Here is a 20,260-nt window from a genome sequence, read left to right as displayed (position 1 = left end):
ATGAACCGCCAGCCGATTTTACAGACCGATCGGCTGATCATTCGTCCATTGGTGCAGACCGATTACGAGGCACTCTATCAGATCGCTTCAGATCCGGCAGTGTGGGAGCAGCATCCCATTCATGACCGCTGGCGGCGTGAGGTGTTCGATGCTTTCTTCGCTGACGGGATGGCGAGCGGCGGTGCCTTGGCCGTAAAAGACAGAACGACCGGCTCGCTTCTGGGCTCGACCCGGTTCGGCCCATTCGACCCTGAAGAGGGCGGTGTGGTCGAAATCGGCTGGACCTTTCTCTCAACGCGCCACTGGGGCAAGGGCATCAATTCCGAGATGAAACGTGCCATGCTCGCCCATGCTTTCGCCAGCGTAGAACTTGTGGAATTTCGTGTCGGCGACACCAACTATCGCTCGCGCAATGCTCTGGAAGCAATCGGAGCCATGCGCAGCGACCGTTACGAACTTCAGAAGTATCAAGGGAAACGCGTGGTGCACCTCGTTTACGAAATCACCCGCGACCGTTTTGAACGCCACATGCTGGAGAAAAGGTGATGAGCAAACGCCTGCTGAAGCGCTTCCTGGGGCGGGTCATCGAACGTGGAACCTTGAGCATGACCTTTGCCGACGGCGAGGTCGTGACGATGGGCCAGGCTGAAAGCGGCTTTCCCGACGTTGCCCTGCGGCTGACAGATCGGAAGGTTCCGCGCGATATTCTGCTCGACCCGCGGCTCGGGGCGGCCGAAGCCTATATGGATGGCCGACTGCAATTGACCCGGGGCGGCATCATGGAACTGGTTCAGCTCCTGCGGTCCAATGCTCCGTTCGAAAGGGGCGGTCAGTTACGCGCGCCAAGTTTGGCCAAGCGACTGCGCAATCGGGCGGCCTTTGCAATGGAATCGGTCAACAACAGCGTTGGATCGAGACGCAATGTCGCGCACCATTACGATATCGGCAACGATCTCTATCGACTGATGCTCGATCCCGAACACATGCAGTACAGCTGTGCCTACTGGGATGACGGCACCGAAACGCTCGGCGCCGCACAGGAAGCCAAGCTTGCCCATATCGCTGCCAAACTGGCGCTATCCGGTGGGCAAAACGTGTTGGACATCGGCTGCGGATGGGGCGGCATGGCGATCTACCTCGCGCGGCACTTCGACGTGCGCGTTCGCGGCATCACTCTTTCAGAAGAGCAACTGGCTCTTGCGCGGGATCGGGCACAGGCCGCCGGTGTCGCGGATCGGGTTACCTTCGAACTGATCGACTATCGCGACTTGCCACTGCGGGGGGACAGGTTCGACCGGATCGTTTCTGTCGGGATGTTCGAACATGTCGGACGTCCGCAGTTTGAAACCTTTTTCCGGGCCACCGCGAATTTGCTCGAAGATGATGGCGTCATGCTGGTCCACACCATCGGGCGCATCGGCGGGCCGGGCACGACCGACGCATTCACTCGCAAATACATCTTTCCAGGCGGCTATATTCCTGCGCTTTCGGAAACGCTCCGGGCAAGCGAGAAATCTCGCCTGATCCATACCGATATCGAAACGCTGCGCCTTCATTACGCGAAGACCCTGCGGGCGTGGTATGCCAACTGCGAAGCCAATCGCGAGGCGATCGTCGCCATGCACGACGAACGTTTCTACAGAATGTGGACGTTCTATCTGGCTGGCGCGACAGCGGCGTTTGAGTGGGGCGGAATGGTAAATTACCAGATCCAGTTCGCGCGGGATCGCCGGGCGCTTCCTGTAACGCGCGATTATATCGCGGATGCTGAACGCGAGCTACTGGCGGACAGATAACGCTCCGGCAACCAAAGGAAGCTCTTCAAATCAAGACGATTGACCGAACCCCTTCCTATCGAGCCTCAACCTGTTAGTGCGAGCCCTTCTCAAAAGGAGGACCTGATTTATGCGTAAACTCATCCTTGCTGCTGCCCTTTCTGGCAGCCTTGCTACCGTGGCCGCCTGTTCCGGCAGCGCGGATAACGCGAACGAACCAATCGACACCGTGGCGACCGGCGAAGCGGCTGCCGGCGACATGGCGAGCGAGGCCACGACTGTTGTGGATGCGAATACCGCTACCGCTGAACAACTCGCCGGCACTGCAGGTGTCACTCCCGAACTCGCCGAAGCAATCGTAGCCGGAAAGCCTTATGCCAGCGTGACCGATCTCAATGCAAAACTGCTTGAAACCCTAAGTCAGGACGAGGCCGCAAATGTTCTGGTCAGCGTCTTCGTACCGGTAAATCTCAACACCGGTACGGAGGAAGAAATTCGCCTGATCCCCGGCATGACCGACAAGATGGTACACGAATTCGAAGAGTATCGTCCCTATGCCGACATGGGTGTGTTCGATCGCGAAATCGGCAAATATGTCGACGAAGCGGAAGTCGCACGCTTCCGGAACTACGTCACTCTCTGACGCTGCTGCAAGGCAACTCTGACGATCTCGATCGCGGCCAGGATGCCTACGTGTATCCAGGCCGTGGTCGGATCGAATGCCGACCAGACCCAATGAAGGAAGGCCAGTATCGCCGCTGGATAGACCAGTCGGTGCAGCCGCTTCCATGATCGCTTCAGTCGCCGAACCGAGAAATCGTTTGAGGTCATGGCAAGCGGCAGGAAGAGGGCGAGCGCTATCCAGCCGGCAAGGATGTAAGGTGTCGAGAGTTCGGCGAACACGAATTCGGGCGACCTCTTCCTGATGAGATACATTACTGTGTGGGCCAGCGCGTAAGCAAAGCTTGCAACGCCCAAATCGCGGCGGCGGCGCATGAGCCAGATCGTGCAGGCCTGCTTGCGGAACATGAGGCGCAGCGGAGTTACCGCAAGCGTCGCCATCAGTAACCAGGCAGCCCAATCGCCACTGTCGCCGATCGCATGACCATAGCCGTAGAGCTGGGGTGTCGCGATCCAGCGCCAGGCAATCCACAATCCCGGCAGCGCCAGGACGAAACACAAAACAGGGCGGGAATTTGCGGCAGCTTTCAACACATGTGTGCCCGCAGTGTCAGACAGCGAGGCTCTGCATGCGCTTTAGATACCGCGCAAGTACATCGATCTCCAGATTGACGGCGTCGCCTTCGGAAAGGTCGCCCAACGTCGTCACTTCACCCGTATGCGGGATGATATTGAGCGAGAAGCGGACATCGCCATTGGGTTCGTCCTCGACATCGTTGACTGTCAACGACACGCCATCGACGGTGATCGAACCCTTCTCTGCAATGAAAGGCGCGATCTCTTCGCTGGCGAGGATTTCAAGACGGGTTGAACCACCGATATCCTCGGCAAGGGCAATTCGGCCCACAGCGTCCACATGACCGGTAACGAGATGCCCGCCCAGTTCATCGCCCAGCCGCAGAGCCGCCTCGAGATTCAGGCGCCGGTCGGCGCGCCACTGGTCTTGGGGTGTCCGGCTGATCGTTTCGCCCGACACGTCCACCGCGAACCAGGCATCGCCCGGTTCGCCACCTTTTTCAACGACAGTCAGGCAGACACCCGAACAGGCAATGGAGGCGCCGATGTCCATACCTGCCGGGTCCCAGGGGCACGAAACTACGACGCGCAAGTCGCCTTTGTTCTCGACCTTGGTGATGGTGCCAATGGCGGTTACGATCCCGGTAAACATGAGTGCTCCTGGTTAACGCGTGCGGCTGTAGGCTGCGAAGGTGTCGCTGCCAAGCTGACGCCGCTCGACCTGACACCAGCGATCATGCGCATCTTCAAGTTTTGTCAGCCCGACATCGGCCACTGCGCCGCGGCCGCCACCGATCACAATAGGGGCGCGGTAGATTTCCAGGCGGTCGACGAGATCGGCCTTCATAAAGCTCGCCGCGATATTCGCACCTGCCTCGATGTAGAGGTAGAGTGCATCGAGTTGCGCAATCTGATCGGGGGTGTTGATGACTTTGACCCCGTCCGGCGCTATTCCGCGGGTGAGGACCACTCGCTGTGGGCCACGATCTTTCAGCCCAGGCAGCCGCACGTCGAGCCGCGGTCTGTCCGCCCGCCACGTGCCGCCGCCGACAAGTATTGCATCGGCAATCGCGCGGCGCGAATGCACATGTGCACGCGCCACTTCGCCCGATATCCACTGGCTCTCGCCACCCGCCGTCGCGATACAGCCATCAAGCGACATGGCCAGCTTCATCGTGACATGCGGGCGACCGGTATGCGCGCGCTTGAGATAACCCGCGAGGCTGGCCTCGGCTGCGGGATGATGGACCAGTTCGGCGGAAATGCCGGCGTCGCGAAGCCGAGCGAACCCGGCCCCTGCGGTTCGCGGGTCAGGATCTTCTACTCCTGCGACAACGCGGGCCACACCGGCGTCGACCAACCGTTCGCTGCAGGCCGGACCCCGCTCTGAGCGATGTGCGCAAGGCTCCAGTGTTACATAGGCGGTTGCCCCATGAGCGCGCTTCCCAGCTTGGTCCAGGGCAGCCGCTTCGGCGTGAGGGCGCCCACCCACGGCTGTCCATCCGCGGCCCACGACCATGCCATCTTTTACAAGGATGCACCCAACACCGGGGTTGGGATAGCTTGCGGGGCGCGCGCGACAGGCAAGCCGCGCGGCCGCATCCAGCCAGCGCCAATCACTCGCCGCTGTCGTCAACCGTCGAACCCGCCCGATATAGCTCGCGGCGGCGAGCCTCGGCTTCCGCCGCTTCGCGAGCGTTTTCTATGGCCGCCTGACGTGCCATCTCATCCACGTCGAGCCCGGTTGCGCGTCCGAGGGTCTTGTAGGCGTCGACCTTCTGCTGGCGTAGTTCGGCCAACTCCGCCTCGCGAGCGTCCTTGCGTTTCTGGTTCTCAAGGTTGCTTTGGCGAATTTCCTCGTCGCTTCGGCCTTCGGCGAAGGTGGAAATAAAGCTGACCTTGGGGGCGTCCGGCGGGCGGAAATGCGATTCCTGAGCCAGCATTGCGATCCCGGCAAGCGGGATCAAAATGGAAATCGTCAGGAAGGTCCAGCGATACGGCCGCGGTTCGCGAATATAGTCCCACAGGTCGGCGGCCCCGGCCTTGGCATCGAAACGTGTCTTGAGGCGCATGATGTTCAAGATAGAGGTTTTCGATGAACCGCGCCAGTATAGGCTATCCGAATGTCGCATAAAGCGTCCGGCCGTGTACGCTCAGCCAACGGTTCGCTCGTTCGATGTCGTCCTCGTACAGCCGGTCTAGCAGCGCGTGAAACGCGGGCGAATGATCGAAATGGACCAGATGTGCGACTTCGTGAGCAACGACCGAACGCCTGACAAAATCCGGGGCCTGGACGAGCCGCCAGTTGAGCCGCAGCACGCCTTCGGAAGAGCAACTGCCCCATCGGCGCTTGGCCCGGGTCAGTTTCACATCGGCGCGATCAAGGTCGCCGCGTGTGCAATATTGCGCCGCATCCTCGCCGAATAAATCCAGTGCCTCACGTTCGAGCCAGCGCTGCAGGCGTGCGCCGAGTGTTTCCCTCGGGCCTCCAACCCTGAACGCGCCATCTTTGAAATCCGGTTTGCGGGGCAGATCCTCACGCCATTCGACCGCGATGTCTTCGCCGCGAAAGAGCATCGTGCCATCGCGGGCGGGATCGCGCCGCTCGGGCACCTTGGCGAGCTGCGCGCTCAACCATTCTTGCCGGGCATGGGCAAAGGCGATCGCATCGGCACTGCGGCACCATTGGGGAAGGGTTATGCGCACGGCGCTGCCATCGTGCGCCAGTCGAAGGGTCAGCCGCTTTGCGCGGCGGTTGCGGACCAGATCGATCGGTACGTCGCGCCCGATAAGCTTGATCGTAGGCTCCAGTGCTTCACGGCGGAGCCAGTCGATCATGCTGCCTCCTCATCATCGTCGCCCCAGTCGACGACATGATGCTCCAAAGGGCCGGCCACATCCTCGCTGATCACGCGCCCGGCTACCGACATGCCCGCGCTTATCACATCCTCGCGACTGCCCGAGATAAGGTAGTGCCAGCGCGGGAGCGGCATCCCGTCCGCGCGCAGGCGATAGGCGCAAGTCGGCGGTAGCCAGCTTACCTTGTCAACGATTTTCAGGGTGAGCCGCAGACACTCCGGCACGAAAGTCTTGCGCCGGCGATAGTCCGTGCAGGCTGCCGTCTTGGTATCCAGCAGCTTGCACGCCACATTCGTGTGCTCGATCTCGCCGGTGTCTTCATATTCTACCTTGTGCAGACAGCAGCGCCCGCAGCCATCGCACAGGGCTTCCCATTCTTCCGTATTGAGATCGGCTAGCGGTCGCTCCCAGAAGCGGTCCCTTAATGCACCCATTTTTCCAGTTCCGCTGTGACCGCCTCTGCGCCTTCATCGGTCGGAAGCATGGCCAAGGGTTCGCCGTCGGGGCCGAACAGATAGGTGATATTGGTATGGCCGACCAGATAGCCGCCGCCTTCCTGCTTCTCGCCTATCGAATAGGTGGCAGCGAATTGGTCCGTTACCTTATCGAGCTGTTCCTTGGTCCCAGTCATGCCGATCAGGCGTGGGTGAAAATTGTCGGTGAATTCTGTGAGTGCCTGCGGCGTATCCCGATCGGGATCGATGCTGATGAAAAGCGGCTGGATCTTCGCACCCAGTGCAGGATTTTCTTTTTCGAACGCTTTCAGCCCCGCCATCGCGCGTTGTGTGTCGACGGGGCAGACGTCGGGGCAATAGGTGTAGCCGAAATACACAGTGCGATACTTGCCGTCGAAATCTTCCCAGCTGACCTGTTTGCCGTCTTCGCCCGTAAGTGTGAAATCTCCGCCGATGGCGGCACCTGCCAGGGGCGGTTCGGCGGGCGGGGTTTGGTTGCAGGCAGCCAAGGCAAGGAGGCCCGCTATAACAAGGGTTCGGTTGTGTAGCATGGTCTGACGGTTCATGGTCTGCTAACCGTCCTTCGGCAAGGGCGAGTCATCGATCCATTTGCGAATAATAGGGGTTTTCGCACTGTGAAGCGTTTCGCGACAAACATACTTCTGGCTGGGCTTGCGGGGATGATGGCAACTTCGCCTCTCCATGCGCAATCCCAGAGCGACGGTTACAAATTCCTCGAGGCAGTCAAAAAGCGCAATGGTGACGAGGTTACCCGTTTTCTCGAAGAACCTGGCAGTATCCTCGTTAATTCCCGTGATATATCCAGTGGCGACACCGCGCTTCACATCGTCACGCAGCGGCGCGATCCGGTTTGGCTGCGGTTCCTGCTGGCGAAAGGCGCTAACCCCAACATCGCCAACAGGAGTGGTGGCACGCCGCTGCAGCTCGCAGTCCAACTCGGCTTTGCCGAGGGGGTGGAAATCCTGGCTGATCGCGGGGCAGCACTCGATGTTCCGAACAGCACCGGGGAAACCCCGCTGATTACCGCTGTCCATCGCCGCGACACAGGCCTTGTTCGCCTGCTGGTGGAAAAGGGCGCTAGCCCCGACCGGGCTGATAATTCAGGCCGTACGGCGCGCGATTATGCCGCACTCATGGGCGCGCGCTCGGCCATGCTGGACGAAATCGAACGCGCCGAATCCTCGCGCGGCGAACAGACAAAATCGTACGGACCGAGCTGATTCATGGATATTGCCGATCTCACGCTCGACGAATTGCGCCTGGCACTTGCCCCTGGCATCGCGCAAGCAGCCGTGTTCGATGGCTGGAGTGCCGATGCGCTCGATATGGCGGCCGATCAGCTTGGCGCGGATCGCGACGTAGCGCGACTGGCGTTCAAGGACGATGGCGCAATGGGCATGATCTGCGCCTGGATCGAAACCATCGATCGGCAAATGATTCTGGACCTTCCGCCGGAAAAACTGGCTGCGATGAAGATACGCGAGCGTATCCGCAGCCTTCTGCAATTCCGTCTCGAAGCGGTGAACGGGCAGGAAGAATCCCTCCGCCGCGCCCTCTCCATCATGGCTATGCCGCAGAATGCGAGGCGCGCTTTGAAGGCCGGCTGGCACAGCGCCGATGTGATGTGGCGGCTCGCCGGGGATACCGCCACCGACTACAATCACTACACCAAGCGCGCGATCCTCGCTTCTATCTACGCGGCCACGCTGGCCGTGTTCGTCGAGGACGAGGGCGAGGAAAAGGCCGAGACCAAAGCCTTTCTCGATCGGCGCATAGAAGGGGTCATGAAGTTCGAGCGGACGAAGGCGAAGTGGTTTAGCCCCGATCGCGAGCATTTCAGTGTTTCACGTTTTCTTGGACGATTGCGTTATCCAGCTCGTTAGCGCGCTATTGATAATCGGTTGCAATAAAGCTGCGCATCTGGCAGCGGCTCCAGCATGACGCTCGACGGATTTGATCACGAAAAGACCGCCCGTATCGTCGCGGTTAACTGGACTGCGCTGGCTGAGGATGAAGGCAAGCGTCTCAAAGCGCTCGGCGTGGACGAAGGCGCGGAGGTCGCCGTCATCCACCGCGGTATTTTCGGCACGCGCGATCCGATCGCCATTCGAATCGGGCGGATGACAATTGCCCTGCGGCGCTCGCACGCCCTCGCGATCGAGGTGGAACCCGCATGAGCCGCAAGCGTACCGCAGCACTCGTCGGCAATCCCAACGCGGGCAAATCGGCTTTGTTCAACGCGCTTACGGGCGCGCGTCAGAAGATCGCCAACTATCCGGGCGTCACGGTCGAGCGAAAGGCGGGGCGACTGACCCTTCCCAGCGGCGAGCCGGTAGAACTGATCGACCTACCCGGTTCGTACAGTTTCGATGCCGCCAGCCCGGATGAGGAGGTAACCCGCAAGGTCATCCATGGTGAATTCGATGGCGAAGCGCTTCCCGACGTCATCGTCCTCGTCATTGATGCGGCCAATCTCGAACAGCACCTTGTCTTCGCGCAGGAAGTCCTTGAGCTCGGGCGTCCGACAGTCGTGGCGCTTAACATGGTCGATCTGGCGGAGCGTGACGGGCTGGTGCTCGATCCTGCCGCACTTTCCGAAGCTTTGGGCGTGCCCGTTGTCCCCACGGTAGCCGTCAGGCGCAAAGGTCTGACAGATCTCGCCGCCGCCATTGCCGAGGCAGAAACCCATGCGGACGAGGAAGCGCATACGCGCTGGCACATCACGCTGCCGGAACGCCGCCTGGCTGCCAAGCATATCGCGCGCGGCGCGATCCTGTCGAAATCGGCGCGTCACACGGTTGAAAATGGCGCTGATCGCATCCTGCTCAATCCTTGGATCGGGCCGGTCATCCTGTTCGGTCTATTGTTCGTCATATTCCAGGCGGTCTTTGCCTGGGCCACGCCTTTCGCCGATGCGCTGGAAGGCGGAGTCGGGGTAATCTCGAGCGCCGTTGTCGACACTATGCCATCCAGCTTCGTTCGGGACTTCCTGACCGAAGGCGTACTGGCCGGCGTCGGTTCCGTCGTCGTCTTTCTGCCACAGATCGTGATCCTGTTCTTCTTCATCCTGATCATGGAAGCGACAGGCTACATGGCCCGTGCGGCCTTTCTGATGGACCGCTTGATGGCGGGCGTGGGCCTGTCGGGCAAAAGCTTCATTCCGCTGCTCTCCAGCTTCGCCTGCGCCATCCCCGGCATCATGGCGACGCGCAGTATCCCCGATGCGAAAGACCGGCTGACGACCATTCTCGTCGCGCCGCTCATGACATGTTCGGCCCGCCTGCCGGTTTACGCCGTGATCATTGCCGCGGTCATTCCGTCTACCACGATCGGCCCCGGCATTGGCCTTCAGGGTCTGGTGCTCTTTGCGCTCTACCTTGCCGGGATAGTCGGTGCGATGGTGGTGGCTCTGGTATTGCGTCACTCGGTCGCCAAGGGCGCGGCGAGCGGCTTCATCATGGAGATGCCGCGCTACCAGCTCCCCCGCCTCAAGGACCTGGCGATCGGTCTGTGGCAGCGCGCCTGGGTTTTCCTGCGCCGTGCCGGGACGATCATCTTCATGGTCACTATCGCCCTCTGGCTGATGCTCAGCTTTCCCAAGGCAGAGCCGGGCGAAAGCCAGATGGATGCCAGCGTTGCTGGCATGATCGCGAGTGGGCTTCATCCCGTGCTGGAGCCGATCGGCTTCAACCGCGAGATGAGCCTTGCCCTTGTGCCGGCAATGGCCGCACGCGAAGTTGCGGTGTCCGCGCTCGCCACGACTTACGCGGTCGATGCCTCGGATGAAGATGTTGCTGCAGAAGGTGTTACCGACCGGATCGCTGCATCGTGGAGCTTGCCCACGGCGCTTGCCTTCCTCGCGTGGTTCGTCTTTGCGCCGCAATGCATATCGACCATTGCGGTCGCCCGGCGGGAAACCAACGGATGGAAATGGCCCGCCTTCATGGTCGGCTATCTGTTCGTCCTGGCCTATGTGTTCGCCGGGCTGACCTTCTGGATTGCTACCGCGCTGGGGTTATAGCGAACCCCATCTACACCCGTGGAAATTCGGTGGCGGGCCTAGAAGCGATGCGAAGGCTCGGTTAGGCCCTTCGCCAACAGAATACGAAGGGACGATTCGATGGCCGGAAGCCTCAATAAAGTCATGCTGATCGGAAACCTGGGCGCAGACCCGGAAATCCGCAGCTTCCAGAACGGCGGCAAGGTCGCGAACCTGCGCATCGCAACCAGCGAAACGTGGAAGGATCGTAACACCGGAGAACGCCAGGAACGGACCGAATGGCACACTGTCGCGATCTTCTCCGAAGGTCTCGTGGGCGTGGTGGAGCGCTTTCTGCGCAAGGGCAGCAAGGTCTACATCGAAGGCCAGCTGCAGACGCGCAAGTGGCAGGACCAATCCGGCAACGATCGTTACAGCACCGAAGTGGTCATCCGCGGCATGAACGGCTCGCTGACCATGCTCGATGGCGCACAGGGCGCCAGCGGTGGCGGCGGTGGCCAGCGTGGCGGTGGCAGTTCGTGGGATCAGGGCGGGGGCGGAAGCTCAGGCAGCTGGAACCAAGGCGGCGAATCGTCGGGTGGCGGCGCGCGCAGTTCCGGCGGCGGTTCCAATTATGACGATCTGGATGACGATATTCCCTTCTAGGCTGCAGTCTCCCGTTTCAGCTCTGCGGCGCGGGGCCGAAACGTAAAGCGTGCCATTCAGTCATCCGGTTGGATAATATTAGCTGTCCTGATCGGACCCATAGTCCTTTTGTCACTTTCGGGCGGATCAGGCGCGGTTTCGCTCGCCCTCTCGCAACGTCAGAACCTCGACGCCGCTTGCCGTCACGGCGACCGTATGTTCGAACTGCGCCGACAGCTTTCCGTCCCGGGTCGCCACGGTCCAGCCGTCGTCCAGGGTGACGGTTTGGCGACTACCCAGATTGACCATCGGTTCGACTGTGAAGGTCATTCCCTCGCGCAGCCGTAATCCCCTTCCGGGGCGCCCGAAATTCAGCACCTGGGGTTCTTCGTGCATCTCCCGGCCGATGCCATGGCCGCAATATTCGCGCACGACCGTACAGCCGTGTTTTCTGGCATGTTTCTCGATTGCGTAACCGACGTCGCCCAGATGCGCCCCGGGCCGCACTTTCCGGATGCCGGCCCACATGGCGCCTTCCGCGATCTGCACGAGCCGCTTGGCAGGCGCAGGGGCGTTGCCGACGACATAGGTCTTGCTCGAATCCGCAATAAAGCCGTTCTTCTCCAGCGTGATATCGAGATTGATGATGTCGCCGTCTCTTACGATCTCATCCTCCGACGGCACCCCATGACAGACGACATCGTTGATCGAGCAGTTGAGGACGTAAGCAAAGCCGTATTGCCCCTTGCTGGCCGGGCGGGCCGCCAGATCCTCGGTAATGAAGCGTTCGACGAGGTCGTTGATCTGCATCGTGGACATGCCGCAAAGCTTGATCGTGTCCAGCATCTCGAACACCGAACCGAGCAGTCGGCCCGATATGCGCATAAGGGTGATTTCGTCTGCGGTTTTGACCATTTCAGGCAGCTTCGGCCACACCTTCTGCGTCGTCGTGGACGTGCGCCATTTCGCGCTTCACGATCTCGCTGAAAGTCAGGGTCGGATTGGCTTCGGCCAGGCGGCCTATCTTCATCCAGAACTCGGCCTGCGCATTTATCGAGCGGCACATGACCGCACTCGCCCGGCGCACGCTCTCGTGTAGTTCATCGTCGATTTTTACCAAGCCCACGTCATCGCCCTTATACAAAACATATATGATTCGTATATTTACAGTCTGCGGAAATTGTCAATCTGCTTCGACGCGGCGCCCTAGTCGTTTTTCGTGGTCAGCGATGCCAGTGCTTCGGCCAACGGTCCGCTTGCGACCCGATCCTCATCGCTTTTGATCCCCACCTTCCGGCGTGCCTCATCGGCCCCGGGACCTTCGCGATATGGATCGATGGCCAGCGCCAGCGTCTGGGCAATTGCTTCGCCCAGATCGAAGGTTTCGCCCTCGTATTCGATCTCGTCGAGGTCCTCGCTTTCCAGCTCGATTTCCTCGTCCGGTGAGAAATCGGGCGTCGATCCCGCTGCAACGAAGCGCAGTGTCAGCGGCTCTGCGACCTCGTAGGTCAGTTCCTCCCGAGTAACGGCGCAAGGCTGTTCGATCGTCGCGGTCAGGGTGCCATTCGCCAGGACGGCCTCGTCCTTCATGCCGAACTCGATGGCGGCGTGAAGTGCGGGAATTGACGTCACGCCAAACCTTTCAGCCAGCGCGGCGCGCTCGGCTTCGCTGGTGTCCACTTGCATCGGTTCACTTGGCAGGGCGCGTGGCTTTACCAATCGGCTCAGTTCGGGTGCGCTCATGCCGCGATCTCCCCGGCCTTCAACTGATCGAGGTTCGATCGGGCCAGCCGCGCGTGGAGCGCGGCCATGCGTTGCACCAGCGCCTCGGCCTCGTCGGGCTGGGCCATCGTCACATTGCGGCGGACGGCATCGATCAGCACTTTGGGATCGCTGCGCAGTCCTTCGCGATAGGCGCCGATGCGGCCGTTCATGCTCTCCATCAGGGCATTGATCTTCTTGCCCACAGTCGGATCGCCGATCCCCGCCTCACGCATCTGTCCTTCCATATCGTCCACGAACAATTCGGTCAGCCGTGCCGTCGCCGGTCCTTGGCCGCCTTCGTCTTCCAGCCGCAGCATGACCAGGGTCAACACCAGTGTGATCATGTCGTATCGACCCTCGATGGAATCGGCGACGCCGCACATGCGATACCAGTCGGGGTCGCGGGCTTCGGCAACGGTGCGGTGCCACAGAACGCGCCACTCTTCGCGCGGGTCGGGTTTGGTGCCGAAAAGGCGGGCGAGGAAAGACAAGAGACTACTCCGTTCAGCGGCAATACAGGCCGCGATCCCCAAGCGCCCCGCATTGCCGAGTTGCATGGGGTGACGCTTTGGGATTAAGGCGTTGCCCGAGCATATAGGCAGGTGGCCGCTCGCGGCCAAGCACCTGCCGGAATACGGAGATTTGCTGTTCCCATGAACAGGTCGAAAATTCTGGGTCTCGCCGCCATTGGCGTGGCTGCCGTGGCCGCAAGCGGTTGCACCTCCATTCGCGAACCGCGCGGATACATCGTCGATGCGGCGCTGGTGCAGTCGGTTCAGCCGGGCATCGATAACGAACAGAGCGTGGCCGGCACATTGGGCCGCCCGACATTCGAAAGCCAGTATGGCGAAAAAACCTGGTACTACGTGTCCAGCACCACCGGGCGTAAGCCGTTCGTGCGTCCGCGCATCGAAGAACATTCCGTATTGGCAGTGAAGTTCGACCAGACAGGCAACGTCGTGTCCGCCGAACGCACCGGGATGGACAGGGTCGTCAATCTCAGCCCCGATGGCGCAACCACGCCGACCCTGGGCCGGGAGCGCACGTTCCTCGAAGACCTGTTCGGCAATATCGGTGCGGTCGGCGCGCCGGGTGTGGGTGGTCAGGGGCCGGGCTGACACGCCTGCCGCTTGACCCCCGCTTCATGCCCCCCATATCGCGCGGCATGGACGCAAACGACAATCGCCACGGCCTGGCCCAGTGGCATTCAACCACAATCATCGGCGTCAAGCGCGATGACAAGATCGTGATTGCCGGGGACGGACAAGTCTCCATGGGCAATACGGTGATGAAACCCAATGCCAAGAAGGTTCGCCGGATCGGCGAAGGCGGCAAGGTCGTCGCCGGCTTTGCCGGCGCCACCGCCGATGCCTTCACTCTGTTCGAACGGTTGGAACGCAAGCTTGAACAGCACAATGGCCAGCTCCTGCGCGCCGCGGTCGAGCTGACCAAAGATTGGCGCACCGATAAATATCTGCGCAATCTCGAAGCTCTCATGATCGTGGCGGACAAGGAAAACCTCCTCGTCCTCACCGGCAATGGCGATGTGCTCGAACCCGAAGGCGGGATCGCGGCAATCGGCTCGGGCGGCAACTATGCGCTGTCAGCCGCAAAGGCTCTCGTCGATTACGAAACCGATGCCGAAACCATCGCGCGCAAGGCCATGGCGGTCGCCGCAGACGTGTGCGTTTTCACCAATGGCAACGTCACCCTCGAAACGGTGTGATGGATCAGCCCACGGGCAACTCCACATAACCCCGCTCAAGCCTCGTGCACGAGCGCGATATTGGAAAAAATGAATTGACCGACAACCTCACCCCCAAAGCCATCGTCGCTGCACTGGACGAACACATCATTGGCCAGAAAGAGGCCAAGCGCGCCGTCGCCGTGGCGCTACGCAATCGCTGGCGGCGCCAGCGTCTCGGCCCGGAATTGCGCGACGAGGTCACGCCCAAGAACATTCTGATGATCGGCCCGACCGGTTGCGGCAAAACCGAAATCAGCCGTCGTCTCGCCAAATTGGCAGAGGCACCCTTCATCAAGATCGAGGCGACCAAGTTCACCGAAGTCGGTTACGTCGGCCGCGATGTCGACCAGATCGCGCGCGATCTGGCAGAAGAGGCGATCCGTCTGGAAAAGGAACGCCGCCGCGAAGCGGTGCGCGATGCGGCCAGCAAGGCGGCGATGGACCGCCTTCTCAATGCACTAGTTGGCGAAAATGCCAGCGAAGCGACGCGTGAAGCCTTCCGCCAGCGTATCGTCGAAAATGCGATGAACGATACCGAAGTGGAAATCGAGGTTCGCGACCAGCCCGGCCAGCAGATGGATATTCCCGGAATGCCCGGCGGAGTGGGCATGATTGACCTGTCCGATATGCTCGGCAAGGCCATGGGCAAGAACTCGATGAAGCGTCGCAAGCTGAAGGTGCCCGATGCCTGGGATCGCCTCGTCGACGAAGAAGCCGAAAAACGTATGGACCAGGATGACGTCAATCGCGTCGCGCTGGAAAATGCGGAAACGAACGGGATCGTATTCCTCGACGAGATCGACAAGATCGCAGTCTCCGATGTGCGGGGCGGATCCGTCAGCCGCGAAGGCGTTCAGCGCGATCTCTTGCCGCTCATCGAAGGCACGACGGTCGCGACAAAATACGGCCCGATGAAGACAGACCACATTCTGTTCATTGCCAGCGGCGCCTTCCACGTTTCCAAACCTTCGGACATGCTTCCTGAACTTCAGGGACGTCTGCCGATCCGCGTTGAACTTCGTGCGCTGACCGAAGAAGACTTCGTGCGTATCCTCAAGGAAACGCGGGCCAATCTCGTCGAACAGTACAAAGCGCTTATCGGTACCGAAAACGTCACTCTCGAATTTACCGAAGATGCCATCACCGAAGTTGCCAAGCTGGCCGCTCGCGTGAACGAAACGGTAGAGAATATCGGGGCCCGCCGCCTGCAGACCGTGATGGAACGCCTGCTCGAAGAAATCAGCTTCGAAGCGGAAGATCACGCTGGCGAAACGATCATGATCGATGCTGCTTACGTGCGGGAACGGCTGGAAACGCTCGCGGGCGATACCGACCTTAGCAAGTATATCCTGTAAGACAGGGTCCCTGCCGCTCCTGCGGCGGGGACCCTATTTGCTCGTGCCGCGGCGGCGCAGCAGTGCGCGTGCCGCCAGGGCCAGGACAATCGCGATCACTACGACCGGCATCAGCACGTGGGCGAAGGATCGTACTCGCCCGAATGCAGCTTCAATCGCCTGTCCGCTGACATAGCCAAGGCTCACGAAGACAGCGCTCCATACAAGCGCAGCGAGCGCATTTATGACGAGAAAGCGCCGCGCGGGCAGGGTGGTGGTGCCGATCGCAATCGGGCTCACCGTGCGCATTCCATAGAGAAACCGAAACGCGAAAACGAACAGCGTCGGATGTCGTTCGAATGCAGCCACCGCGCGGGCATATCCTTTCTTCTGCCTGAAACGCTTGATCCGCGGCCCGTCGCGGAACTTTCGGCCGATGGCAAAGAAGGATTGGTCAGCGATGAACGATCCCGCTGCTCCGGCCAGAATTGTACTCGCATAGGCAATGAGCTCTCGATGGACTGCGATCCCGCCTAGCACGAGCGCGGTTTCGCCTTCTAGGCCGGCACCCAGCGCAACCGCCCAGATGCCGTACTGCGCAATGATCGCTTCGAGGTTCATATCTTTCTCAGTGCGGGGCCAGCCCGCTTTCCACACCGGTCTTGTCGGTCAGGGCGAACTTGTCGACCAGATCAGCGCTTGCCCGGTTTAGCCCGATGACCTGCACACTGCGCCCGTTGCGGCGCATTCGTTCGACCACCTTGTCGAGCGCGCCGACCGCGCTGATGTCCCAGAAGTGTGCCTTGCGCACATCGATAATCACATGCGGTGCCGGATCGGGCTGGATGCTTTCTGGGCCGAGCGCGGCTTCGAACCGTTCGACGCTGGCGTAGAAGATCTGCCCCTTGGCACGATAGGTCGCGGTATCTCCCTCCCGCTCGCGCACTACTTCGAACATGGTCATCACCTTGTGTGTGAAGAACACGCCCGACAGGATCACGCCTGCCAGCACACCGAGTGCGAGATTATGCGTCGCCACCACCACGACGACGGTCGTGAGCATGACGACGCTGCTCTGCCACGGGTGCTTTGCGATGTTGGGGATCGAATTCCAGCTGAAGGTACCGATCGAAACCATGATCATGATCGCTACCAGCGCCGGCATCGGCACCTGCCCGACGAGGTCGCCAAGCAACGCCAGCAGGATCAGCAGCGCTGCGCCCGCCGTGAAGGTCGATAGCCGGCCGCGTCCCCCGCTCGTCACATTGATGACCGACTGGCCGATCATCGCGCAGCCGCCCATGCCGCCGAATAGCGCGGCAACGACGTTCGCGGCGCCTTGCCCCGCGCTTTCCCTGCGCTTGTTGCTGCCCGTGTGGGTCATGTCGTCGACGATCTGCGCCGTCAGCAGCGATTCCAGCAGGCCGACCGCCGCCATTGTCGCCGAATAGGGCGCGATGATGAGGAGGGTGTCCCACGTCAAAGGCACGTTCGGAAGGGCGAAATAGGGCAGGCCTTCCGGCAGCTTCCCCATGTCCGCAACGGTATTGACCGGAGCATCGAGCCAGATGGTCAGCGCGGTGAGCACGACAATGGCGATGAGGGGGCTCGGAACGGCTGACGTCAGTCTCGGGATCAGGTAGATCATCGCCAGCGCCGCCGCGACCATGGCATAGGTCGTCCAGCCGATGCCCGCTGCCGTCGGGTCGAGCTGGGGCAACTGGGCCATGAAGATCAGGATGGCCAGGGCGTTGACGAAGCCGGTGATGACCGACCGCGACACGAACTGCATCAGCAGGTCCAGACGTAACAGCGCCGCGATGCCCTGAAAGACGCCCATCAGGATCGTTGCCGCGAAGAGATAATCGACACCGTAATCGCGTACCAGCGGCACCACCACGACGGCGACTGCCGCCGTCGCGGCAGAGATCATGCCGGGTCGCCCGCCGGTGAAAGCGATGACCATAGCAATTGCGACCGAGGCATAGAGGCCTACCCGCGGGTCGACCCCTGCGATGATCGAAAAGCCGATTGCTTCGGGGATCAGGGCGAGCGCCACCACCAGGCCGGCGAGCAGGTCTGCCCGGATGTTTGAAAACCAGTCGCGATGAAGCGTGCTGCGGTCGAGCATGCGAGAATTCCGTTCGTCTAATCCGGGAATGGCGCGGCATCGGCGCCGTTGATCAGCGCATTATGAATAATGTTGCATCGCGGCACAAGCCGCAAGGTCGGCGGCGCTGTTCAGTCGCTATCCGACTTCTCTGCGCGCTGGCGATCCCACATCTCTGCGTAAAGGCCCTTGCGGCGCAGCAGATCCGTGTGGTGACCGCTTTCGACCAGGCGACCATGCTCCAGCACCAGGATCTTGTCCGCATCGGCGATGGTCGACAGCCGGTGCGCAATGGCCAGCGTGGTACGATGCTCGGAAACCCGGCGGAGCGTGGCCAGGATTTCCTGTTCGGTCCGGCTGTCGAGCGCGCTTGTCGCCTCGTCCAGCAACAGGATCGGCGGATCCTTCACCAGGGTGCGGGCAATGGCGACGCGCTGTTTCTCGCCGCCGGACAGTTTCAGTCCGCGCTCGCCGACTTCGGTATCCAGCCCCTCGGGCAGGCGCTCGATCAGCGGCATGATTGCTGCCGATTGTGCCGCGGCGATCACCTGTTCGCGCCCGGCGCCGCCGCGGCCATAGGCGATGTTGTAACCGATGGTGTCGTTGAACAGCACGCTATCCTGCGGGACGATCCCGATCTGCTCGCGCAGACTGTGCTGGGTAACCTTTGCAATATCCTGTCCGTCGATCAGGATGCGGCCCTCCTGCGGGTCGTAGAACCGGAACAGCAATCGCCCGATCGTGCTCTTGCCCGCGCCCGAAGGGCCGACGATCGCGACATGACTGCCCGCCGGAACCTCGAAGCTCAGCCCGTGCAGGATCGTCCGGTCCTGCTCATACCCGAACACGACATTGTCGAAGGCAACGGTTGGCTTGCGGATCAGCAGGGCAGGGGCGCCGGGAGCATCCTTTACCTCGGCGTCGGTATCGATCAGGCGGAACATCTCTGCCATGTCGATCAGACCTTGGCGAACTGTACGATAGACCATTCCCAGCATGTCGAGCGGACGGAAAAGCTGGATGAGATAGGTGTTCACCAGCACCAGATCGCCGGTGGTCAGCGCGCCCTTGCTCCACTGCCAGACGGTGAAGGCCATCGCTGCGCCCATCAGCAGGTTCATGATGACCGCCTGGCTGATGTTGAGCAGGGCCAGCGAGTTTTCGGACCGGATCGCCGCTTCGGCGAAGGCACGGGTCGATTCGGCGTAGCGGTCGCGCTCGCGCGTTTCCGCGCCGAAATATTTGACCGTTTCGTAATTCAGCAGGCTGTCCACCGACCGGGCGAGGGCCGTCCCGTCGAGTTCGTTCATCTGCCGTCGCAATTCGTTGCGCCATTCGGTGATCGTGCGCGTGACGAAGATATACGCCCCTACTGCCAGCGCGGTGGCGGCAACCAGTTCCCATCCGAAGTTGAGGTAGAAGATGACTCCTACCGCAGTCAGTTCCAGCGCTGTGGGCGCGATGTTGAACAGCAGGAAGTAGAGCATGACGTCGATGCTCTTCGTCCCGCGATCGATGGTCTTGGTCACTTCCCCGGTGCGGCGCGACAGGTGGAATCTCAGCGATAGCTGATGCAGCCGCGAAAACGTGTCTTCGGCAAGTTTGCGCGTGGCATCCTGTCCGACACGCTCGAAGGTGATATTGCGCAGATTGTCGAAAGCGACCGCGGCGAACCGCCCGGCTGCATAGGCAATCACGAATGCCAGAGCGACCATGACCGCCTGATTGGCCGGCGTCGTCATGGAATCGACCGCTCTCTTATAGGCGAACGGCAGGGCGAGCGTGGTCGCCTTGGCCGCGAGCACGAACATCATGGCGCCGACGATGCGGCGTTTCAGGGCCGGATTATCGGCTGGCCAGAGATACGGCAGGAACCGCTGGACGGTTGCCCAGCCTTCCGGATCGTCGCGCTGGGCGGAATTGGCAGTATCGGGTGGCATTCGGGCGCATACTTGGGGGCGCGGCACGGGCAGGGCAAGGTACACCGCCTTTACGGGATGAACGTAAACCGCTCTGGGACAGGTGCATGGATATTTGCTGACGCCGCCCTCTGCCGCGCGTATTGGCCATGCCTTCGGCAGCCTGGCGCATTCGTTTCATGACTGAAAAATCCAAACCGGTTCTCGTCACTGTCCTTGCCCATAATGAAGAGGCGAGGATTGCCCTTTGTCTCGACAGTCTGCCGCTGGAAGATCCCGATGTGCAGATCTGGGTGGTGGTCAACGGCAGCAGCGATTCCACGGCTGAGATCGTCCGAGGCTATGCCGCACGCGGTGTGCGGCTGGTTGACTATGCCGAAGGCGGCAAATCACGGAGCTGGAACAGGTTCGTCCTCGACGATGCGCCGGATGCGCAAACATATGTGTTCGTCGAT

Annotated in this window: 26 protein-coding genes (1 of these 26 cut by a window edge); 12 read left to right on the top strand and 14 right to left on the bottom strand. The window is 61.1% G+C overall.

The window, feature by feature from the left end; genetic code table 11:
* The 3 genes from KYK83_RS08845 (at position 1) to KYK83_RS08835 (ending at position 2,418) form a co-directional block, all read left to right on the top strand.
* Positions 1-546, top strand: coding sequence for a GNAT family N-acetyltransferase (locus KYK83_RS08845; protein ID WP_222827952.1), 546 nt, complete (start codon positions 1-3; stop codon positions 544-546).
* Positions 546-1,796 carry an SAM-dependent methyltransferase gene (locus KYK83_RS08840; RefSeq protein WP_222827951.1) on the top strand — a complete coding sequence of 417 codons (1,251 nt, stop codon included), beginning with the start codon at positions 546-548 and terminating at the stop codon, positions 1,794-1,796. The genes KYK83_RS08845 and KYK83_RS08840 overlap by 1 nt, the downstream gene beginning before the upstream one ends.
* A gap of 109 nt (positions 1,797-1,905) precedes the next feature.
* Complete coding sequence (locus tag KYK83_RS08835) at positions 1,906-2,418, top strand: helix-hairpin-helix domain-containing protein (RefSeq protein ID WP_222827950.1); 513 nt, start codon at positions 1,906-1,908, stop codon at positions 2,416-2,418.
* Here the strand turns inward: KYK83_RS08835 and KYK83_RS08830 are convergent.
* The 7 genes from KYK83_RS08830 to KYK83_RS08800 are packed head-to-tail and all read right to left on the bottom strand — an operon-like array spanning position 2,403 to position 6,852.
* Positions 2,403-2,987 (bottom strand): protein-methionine-sulfoxide reductase heme-binding subunit MsrQ, encoded by a 585-nt coding sequence (locus KYK83_RS08830; RefSeq protein WP_248284348.1) that lies wholly within the window; start codon positions 2,985-2,987, stop codon positions 2,403-2,405. The two genes, KYK83_RS08835 and KYK83_RS08830, sit on opposite strands and share 16 nt — an antisense overlap.
* Positions 2,988-3,006: 19 nt before the next feature.
* Complete coding sequence (locus tag KYK83_RS08825; protein ID WP_222827949.1) at positions 3,007-3,624, bottom strand: riboflavin synthase; 618 nt, start codon at positions 3,622-3,624, stop codon at positions 3,007-3,009.
* Between the two features lie 12 nt (positions 3,625-3,636).
* Positions 3,637-4,608 carry a bifunctional diaminohydroxyphosphoribosylaminopyrimidine deaminase/5-amino-6-(5-phosphoribosylamino)uracil reductase RibD gene (gene ribD / locus KYK83_RS08820; RefSeq protein WP_248284347.1) on the bottom strand — a complete coding sequence of 324 codons (972 nt, stop codon included), beginning with the start codon at positions 4,606-4,608 and terminating at the stop codon, positions 3,637-3,639.
* A complete protein-coding gene (locus tag KYK83_RS08815) occupies positions 4,589-5,053 on the bottom strand; it encodes a hypothetical protein (RefSeq protein WP_103025211.1) in 465 nt (154 codons plus the stop codon). Before KYK83_RS08815 ends, ribD begins: the two co-directional genes overlap by 20 nt.
* 34 nt (positions 5,054-5,087) lie before the next feature.
* Complete coding sequence (locus tag KYK83_RS08810) at positions 5,088-5,810, bottom strand: M48 family metallopeptidase (RefSeq protein ID WP_103025212.1); 723 nt, start codon at positions 5,808-5,810, stop codon at positions 5,088-5,090.
* The gene (locus KYK83_RS08805) at positions 5,807-6,265 is read right to left on the bottom strand and encodes a YcgN family cysteine cluster protein (RefSeq protein ID WP_222827948.1); all 459 of its coding nucleotides are present in this window, start codon (positions 6,263-6,265) and stop codon (positions 5,807-5,809) included. Before KYK83_RS08805 ends, KYK83_RS08810 begins: the two co-directional genes overlap by 4 nt.
* The gene (locus KYK83_RS08800) at positions 6,253-6,852 is read right to left on the bottom strand and encodes an SCO family protein (protein ID WP_222827947.1); all 600 of its coding nucleotides are present in this window, start codon (positions 6,850-6,852) and stop codon (positions 6,253-6,255) included. Before KYK83_RS08800 ends, KYK83_RS08805 begins: the two co-directional genes overlap by 13 nt.
* Positions 6,853-6,966: 114 nt before the next feature.
* Here KYK83_RS08800 and KYK83_RS08795 point away from each other — a divergent pair, with 114 nt between their 5' ends.
* The 5 genes from KYK83_RS08795 (at position 6,967) to ssb (ending at position 10,952) form a co-directional block, all read left to right on the top strand.
* Positions 6,967-7,527: an ankyrin repeat domain-containing protein gene (locus KYK83_RS08795; protein ID WP_222827946.1), complete on the top strand. Its 561-nt coding sequence runs from the start codon at positions 6,967-6,969 to the stop codon at positions 7,525-7,527.
* 3 nt (positions 7,528-7,530) lie between these two features.
* A complete protein-coding gene (locus KYK83_RS08790) occupies positions 7,531-8,190 on the top strand; it encodes a COQ9 family protein (protein ID WP_222827945.1) in 660 nt (219 codons plus the stop codon).
* 54 nt (positions 8,191-8,244) lie between these two features.
* Positions 8,245-8,484 carry a FeoA family protein gene (locus KYK83_RS08785; protein ID WP_103025216.1) on the top strand — a complete coding sequence of 80 codons (240 nt, stop codon included), beginning with the start codon at positions 8,245-8,247 and terminating at the stop codon, positions 8,482-8,484.
* Complete coding sequence (gene feoB, locus KYK83_RS08780; RefSeq protein ID WP_222827944.1) at positions 8,481-10,328, top strand: ferrous iron transporter B; 1,848 nt, start codon at positions 8,481-8,483, stop codon at positions 10,326-10,328. Before KYK83_RS08785 ends, feoB begins: the two co-directional genes overlap by 4 nt.
* Positions 10,329-10,427: 99 nt before the next feature.
* Positions 10,428-10,952 carry a single-stranded DNA-binding protein gene (gene ssb / locus KYK83_RS08775; RefSeq protein ID WP_222827943.1) on the top strand — a complete coding sequence of 175 codons (525 nt, stop codon included), beginning with the start codon at positions 10,428-10,430 and terminating at the stop codon, positions 10,950-10,952.
* 126 nt (positions 10,953-11,078) lie between these two features.
* Here the strand turns inward: ssb and map are convergent, their stop codons facing one another.
* The 4 genes from map to KYK83_RS08755 form a co-directional block, all read right to left on the bottom strand.
* Complete coding sequence (gene map / locus KYK83_RS08770; RefSeq protein WP_222827942.1) at positions 11,079-11,846, bottom strand: type I methionyl aminopeptidase; 768 nt, start codon at positions 11,844-11,846, stop codon at positions 11,079-11,081.
* A gap of 1 nt (position 11,847) precedes the next feature.
* Positions 11,848-12,057 (bottom strand): ParD-like family protein, encoded by a 210-nt coding sequence (locus KYK83_RS08765; RefSeq protein WP_196848034.1) that lies wholly within the window; start codon positions 12,055-12,057, stop codon positions 11,848-11,850.
* A gap of 80 nt (positions 12,058-12,137) precedes the next feature.
* Positions 12,138-12,674: a YceD family protein gene (locus KYK83_RS08760; RefSeq protein ID WP_222827941.1), complete on the bottom strand. Its 537-nt coding sequence runs from the start codon at positions 12,672-12,674 to the stop codon at positions 12,138-12,140.
* Positions 12,671-13,252 carry a ubiquinol-cytochrome C chaperone family protein gene (locus KYK83_RS08755; RefSeq protein WP_248284346.1) on the bottom strand — a complete coding sequence of 194 codons (582 nt, stop codon included), beginning with the start codon at positions 13,250-13,252 and terminating at the stop codon, positions 12,671-12,673. The genes KYK83_RS08760 and KYK83_RS08755 overlap by 4 nt, the downstream gene beginning before the upstream one ends.
* Before the next feature lie 96 nt (positions 13,253-13,348).
* Here KYK83_RS08755 and KYK83_RS08750 point away from each other — a divergent pair, with 96 nt between their 5' ends.
* The 3 genes from KYK83_RS08750 (at position 13,349) to hslU (ending at position 15,797) form a co-directional block, all read left to right on the top strand.
* Positions 13,349-13,813 (top strand): outer membrane protein assembly factor BamE, encoded by a 465-nt coding sequence (locus KYK83_RS08750; RefSeq protein ID WP_103025220.1) that lies wholly within the window; start codon positions 13,349-13,351, stop codon positions 13,811-13,813.
* 47 nt (positions 13,814-13,860) lie between these two features.
* Positions 13,861-14,421 carry an ATP-dependent protease subunit HslV gene (gene hslV, locus KYK83_RS08745; RefSeq protein ID WP_283249933.1) on the top strand — a complete coding sequence of 187 codons (561 nt, stop codon included), beginning with the start codon at positions 13,861-13,863 and terminating at the stop codon, positions 14,419-14,421.
* Positions 14,422-14,495: 74 nt separating this feature from the next.
* Positions 14,496-15,797, top strand: a complete 1,302-nt coding sequence (gene hslU / locus KYK83_RS08740) for an ATP-dependent protease ATPase subunit HslU (RefSeq protein ID WP_222827940.1) — start codon at positions 14,496-14,498, stop codon at positions 15,795-15,797.
* Between the two features lie 33 nt (positions 15,798-15,830).
* Here hslU and KYK83_RS08735 read toward each other — a convergent pair whose 3' ends face one another.
* The 3 genes from KYK83_RS08735 to KYK83_RS08725 all read right to left on the bottom strand — a co-directional run bounded on the left by KYK83_RS08735 (position 15,831) and on the right by KYK83_RS08725 (position 19,826).
* On the bottom strand, positions 15,831-16,397 hold the full coding sequence (locus KYK83_RS08735; RefSeq protein ID WP_222827939.1) for a DedA family protein: 567 nt from the start codon (positions 16,395-16,397) through the stop codon (positions 15,831-15,833).
* A 7-nt stretch (positions 16,398-16,404) separates the two neighbouring features.
* Positions 16,405-17,907, bottom strand: a complete 1,503-nt coding sequence (locus KYK83_RS08730; protein WP_222827938.1) for a SulP family inorganic anion transporter — start codon at positions 17,905-17,907, stop codon at positions 16,405-16,407.
* Between the two features lie 110 nt (positions 17,908-18,017).
* Positions 18,018-19,826, bottom strand: coding sequence for an ABCB family ABC transporter ATP-binding protein/permease (locus tag KYK83_RS08725; RefSeq protein WP_222827937.1), 1,809 nt, complete (start codon positions 19,824-19,826; stop codon positions 18,018-18,020).
* Positions 19,827-19,984: 158 nt separating this feature from the next.
* Here KYK83_RS08725 and KYK83_RS08720 point away from each other — a divergent pair, with 158 nt between their 5' ends.
* Positions 19,985-20,260, top strand: the start of a protein-coding gene (locus tag KYK83_RS08720) for a glycosyltransferase family 2 protein (protein ID WP_222827936.1). Its footprint extends 591 nt past the window's final position; the window shows 276 of its 867 coding nt (coding positions 1-276); the start codon lies at positions 19,985-19,987; its stop codon lies off the right edge, out of view.

Source organism: Qipengyuania pacifica (genome assembly GCF_019857205.1).
Classification (GTDB): domain Bacteria; phylum Pseudomonadota; class Alphaproteobacteria; order Sphingomonadales; family Sphingomonadaceae; genus Qipengyuania; species Qipengyuania pacifica.
Note: the sequence above shows the minus strand (reverse complement) of the source record. Positions and strands in the feature narration are given on the sequence as shown.

Excerpts from the sequence above, each read along its gene's own strand:
- KYK83_RS08845 (WP_222827952.1), top strand. The coding sequence starts at position 1 with ATGAACCGCCAGCCGATTTTACAGACCGATCGGCTGATCATTCGTCCA.
- KYK83_RS08840 (WP_222827951.1), top strand. The coding sequence starts at position 546 with ATGAGCAAACGCCTGCTGAAGCGCTTCCTGGGGCGGGTCATCGAACGT.
- KYK83_RS08835 (WP_222827950.1), top strand. The coding sequence starts at position 1,906 with ATGCGTAAACTCATCCTTGCTGCTGCCCTTTCTGGCAGCCTTGCTACC.
- KYK83_RS08825 (WP_222827949.1), bottom strand. The coding sequence starts at position 3,624 with ATGTTTACCGGGATCGTAACCGCCATTGGCACCATCACCAAGGTCGAG.
- KYK83_RS08810 (WP_103025212.1), bottom strand. The coding sequence starts at position 5,810 with ATGATCGACTGGCTCCGCCGTGAAGCACTGGAGCCTACGATCAAGCTT.
- KYK83_RS08805 (WP_222827948.1), bottom strand. The coding sequence starts at position 6,265 with ATGGGTGCATTAAGGGACCGCTTCTGGGAGCGACCGCTAGCCGATCTC.
- KYK83_RS08800 (WP_222827947.1), bottom strand. The coding sequence starts at position 6,852 with ATGAACCGTCAGACCATGCTACACAACCGAACCCTTGTTATAGCGGGC.
- KYK83_RS08795 (WP_222827946.1), top strand. The coding sequence starts at position 6,967 with ATGATGGCAACTTCGCCTCTCCATGCGCAATCCCAGAGCGACGGTTAC.
- KYK83_RS08790 (WP_222827945.1), top strand. The coding sequence starts at position 7,531 with ATGGATATTGCCGATCTCACGCTCGACGAATTGCGCCTGGCACTTGCC.
- KYK83_RS08785 (WP_103025216.1), top strand. The coding sequence starts at position 8,245 with ATGACGCTCGACGGATTTGATCACGAAAAGACCGCCCGTATCGTCGCG.
- feoB (WP_222827944.1), top strand. The coding sequence starts at position 8,481 with ATGAGCCGCAAGCGTACCGCAGCACTCGTCGGCAATCCCAACGCGGGC.
- ssb (WP_222827943.1), top strand. The coding sequence starts at position 10,428 with ATGGCCGGAAGCCTCAATAAAGTCATGCTGATCGGAAACCTGGGCGCA.
- map (WP_222827942.1), bottom strand. The coding sequence starts at position 11,846 with ATGGTCAAAACCGCAGACGAAATCACCCTTATGCGCATATCGGGCCGA.
- KYK83_RS08760 (WP_222827941.1), bottom strand. The coding sequence starts at position 12,674 with ATGAGCGCACCCGAACTGAGCCGATTGGTAAAGCCACGCGCCCTGCCA.
- KYK83_RS08755 (WP_248284346.1), bottom strand. The coding sequence starts at position 13,252 with ATGCAACTCGGCAATGCGGGGCGCTTGGGGATCGCGGCCTGTATTGCC.
- KYK83_RS08750 (WP_103025220.1), top strand. The coding sequence starts at position 13,349 with ATGAACAGGTCGAAAATTCTGGGTCTCGCCGCCATTGGCGTGGCTGCC.
- hslV (WP_283249933.1), top strand. The coding sequence starts at position 13,861 with ATGGACGCAAACGACAATCGCCACGGCCTGGCCCAGTGGCATTCAACC.
- KYK83_RS08735 (WP_222827939.1), bottom strand. The coding sequence starts at position 16,397 with ATGAACCTCGAAGCGATCATTGCGCAGTACGGCATCTGGGCGGTTGCG.
- KYK83_RS08730 (WP_222827938.1), bottom strand. The coding sequence starts at position 17,907 with ATGCTCGACCGCAGCACGCTTCATCGCGACTGGTTTTCAAACATCCGG.
- KYK83_RS08725 (WP_222827937.1), bottom strand. The coding sequence starts at position 19,826 with ATGCCACCCGATACTGCCAATTCCGCCCAGCGCGACGATCCGGAAGGC.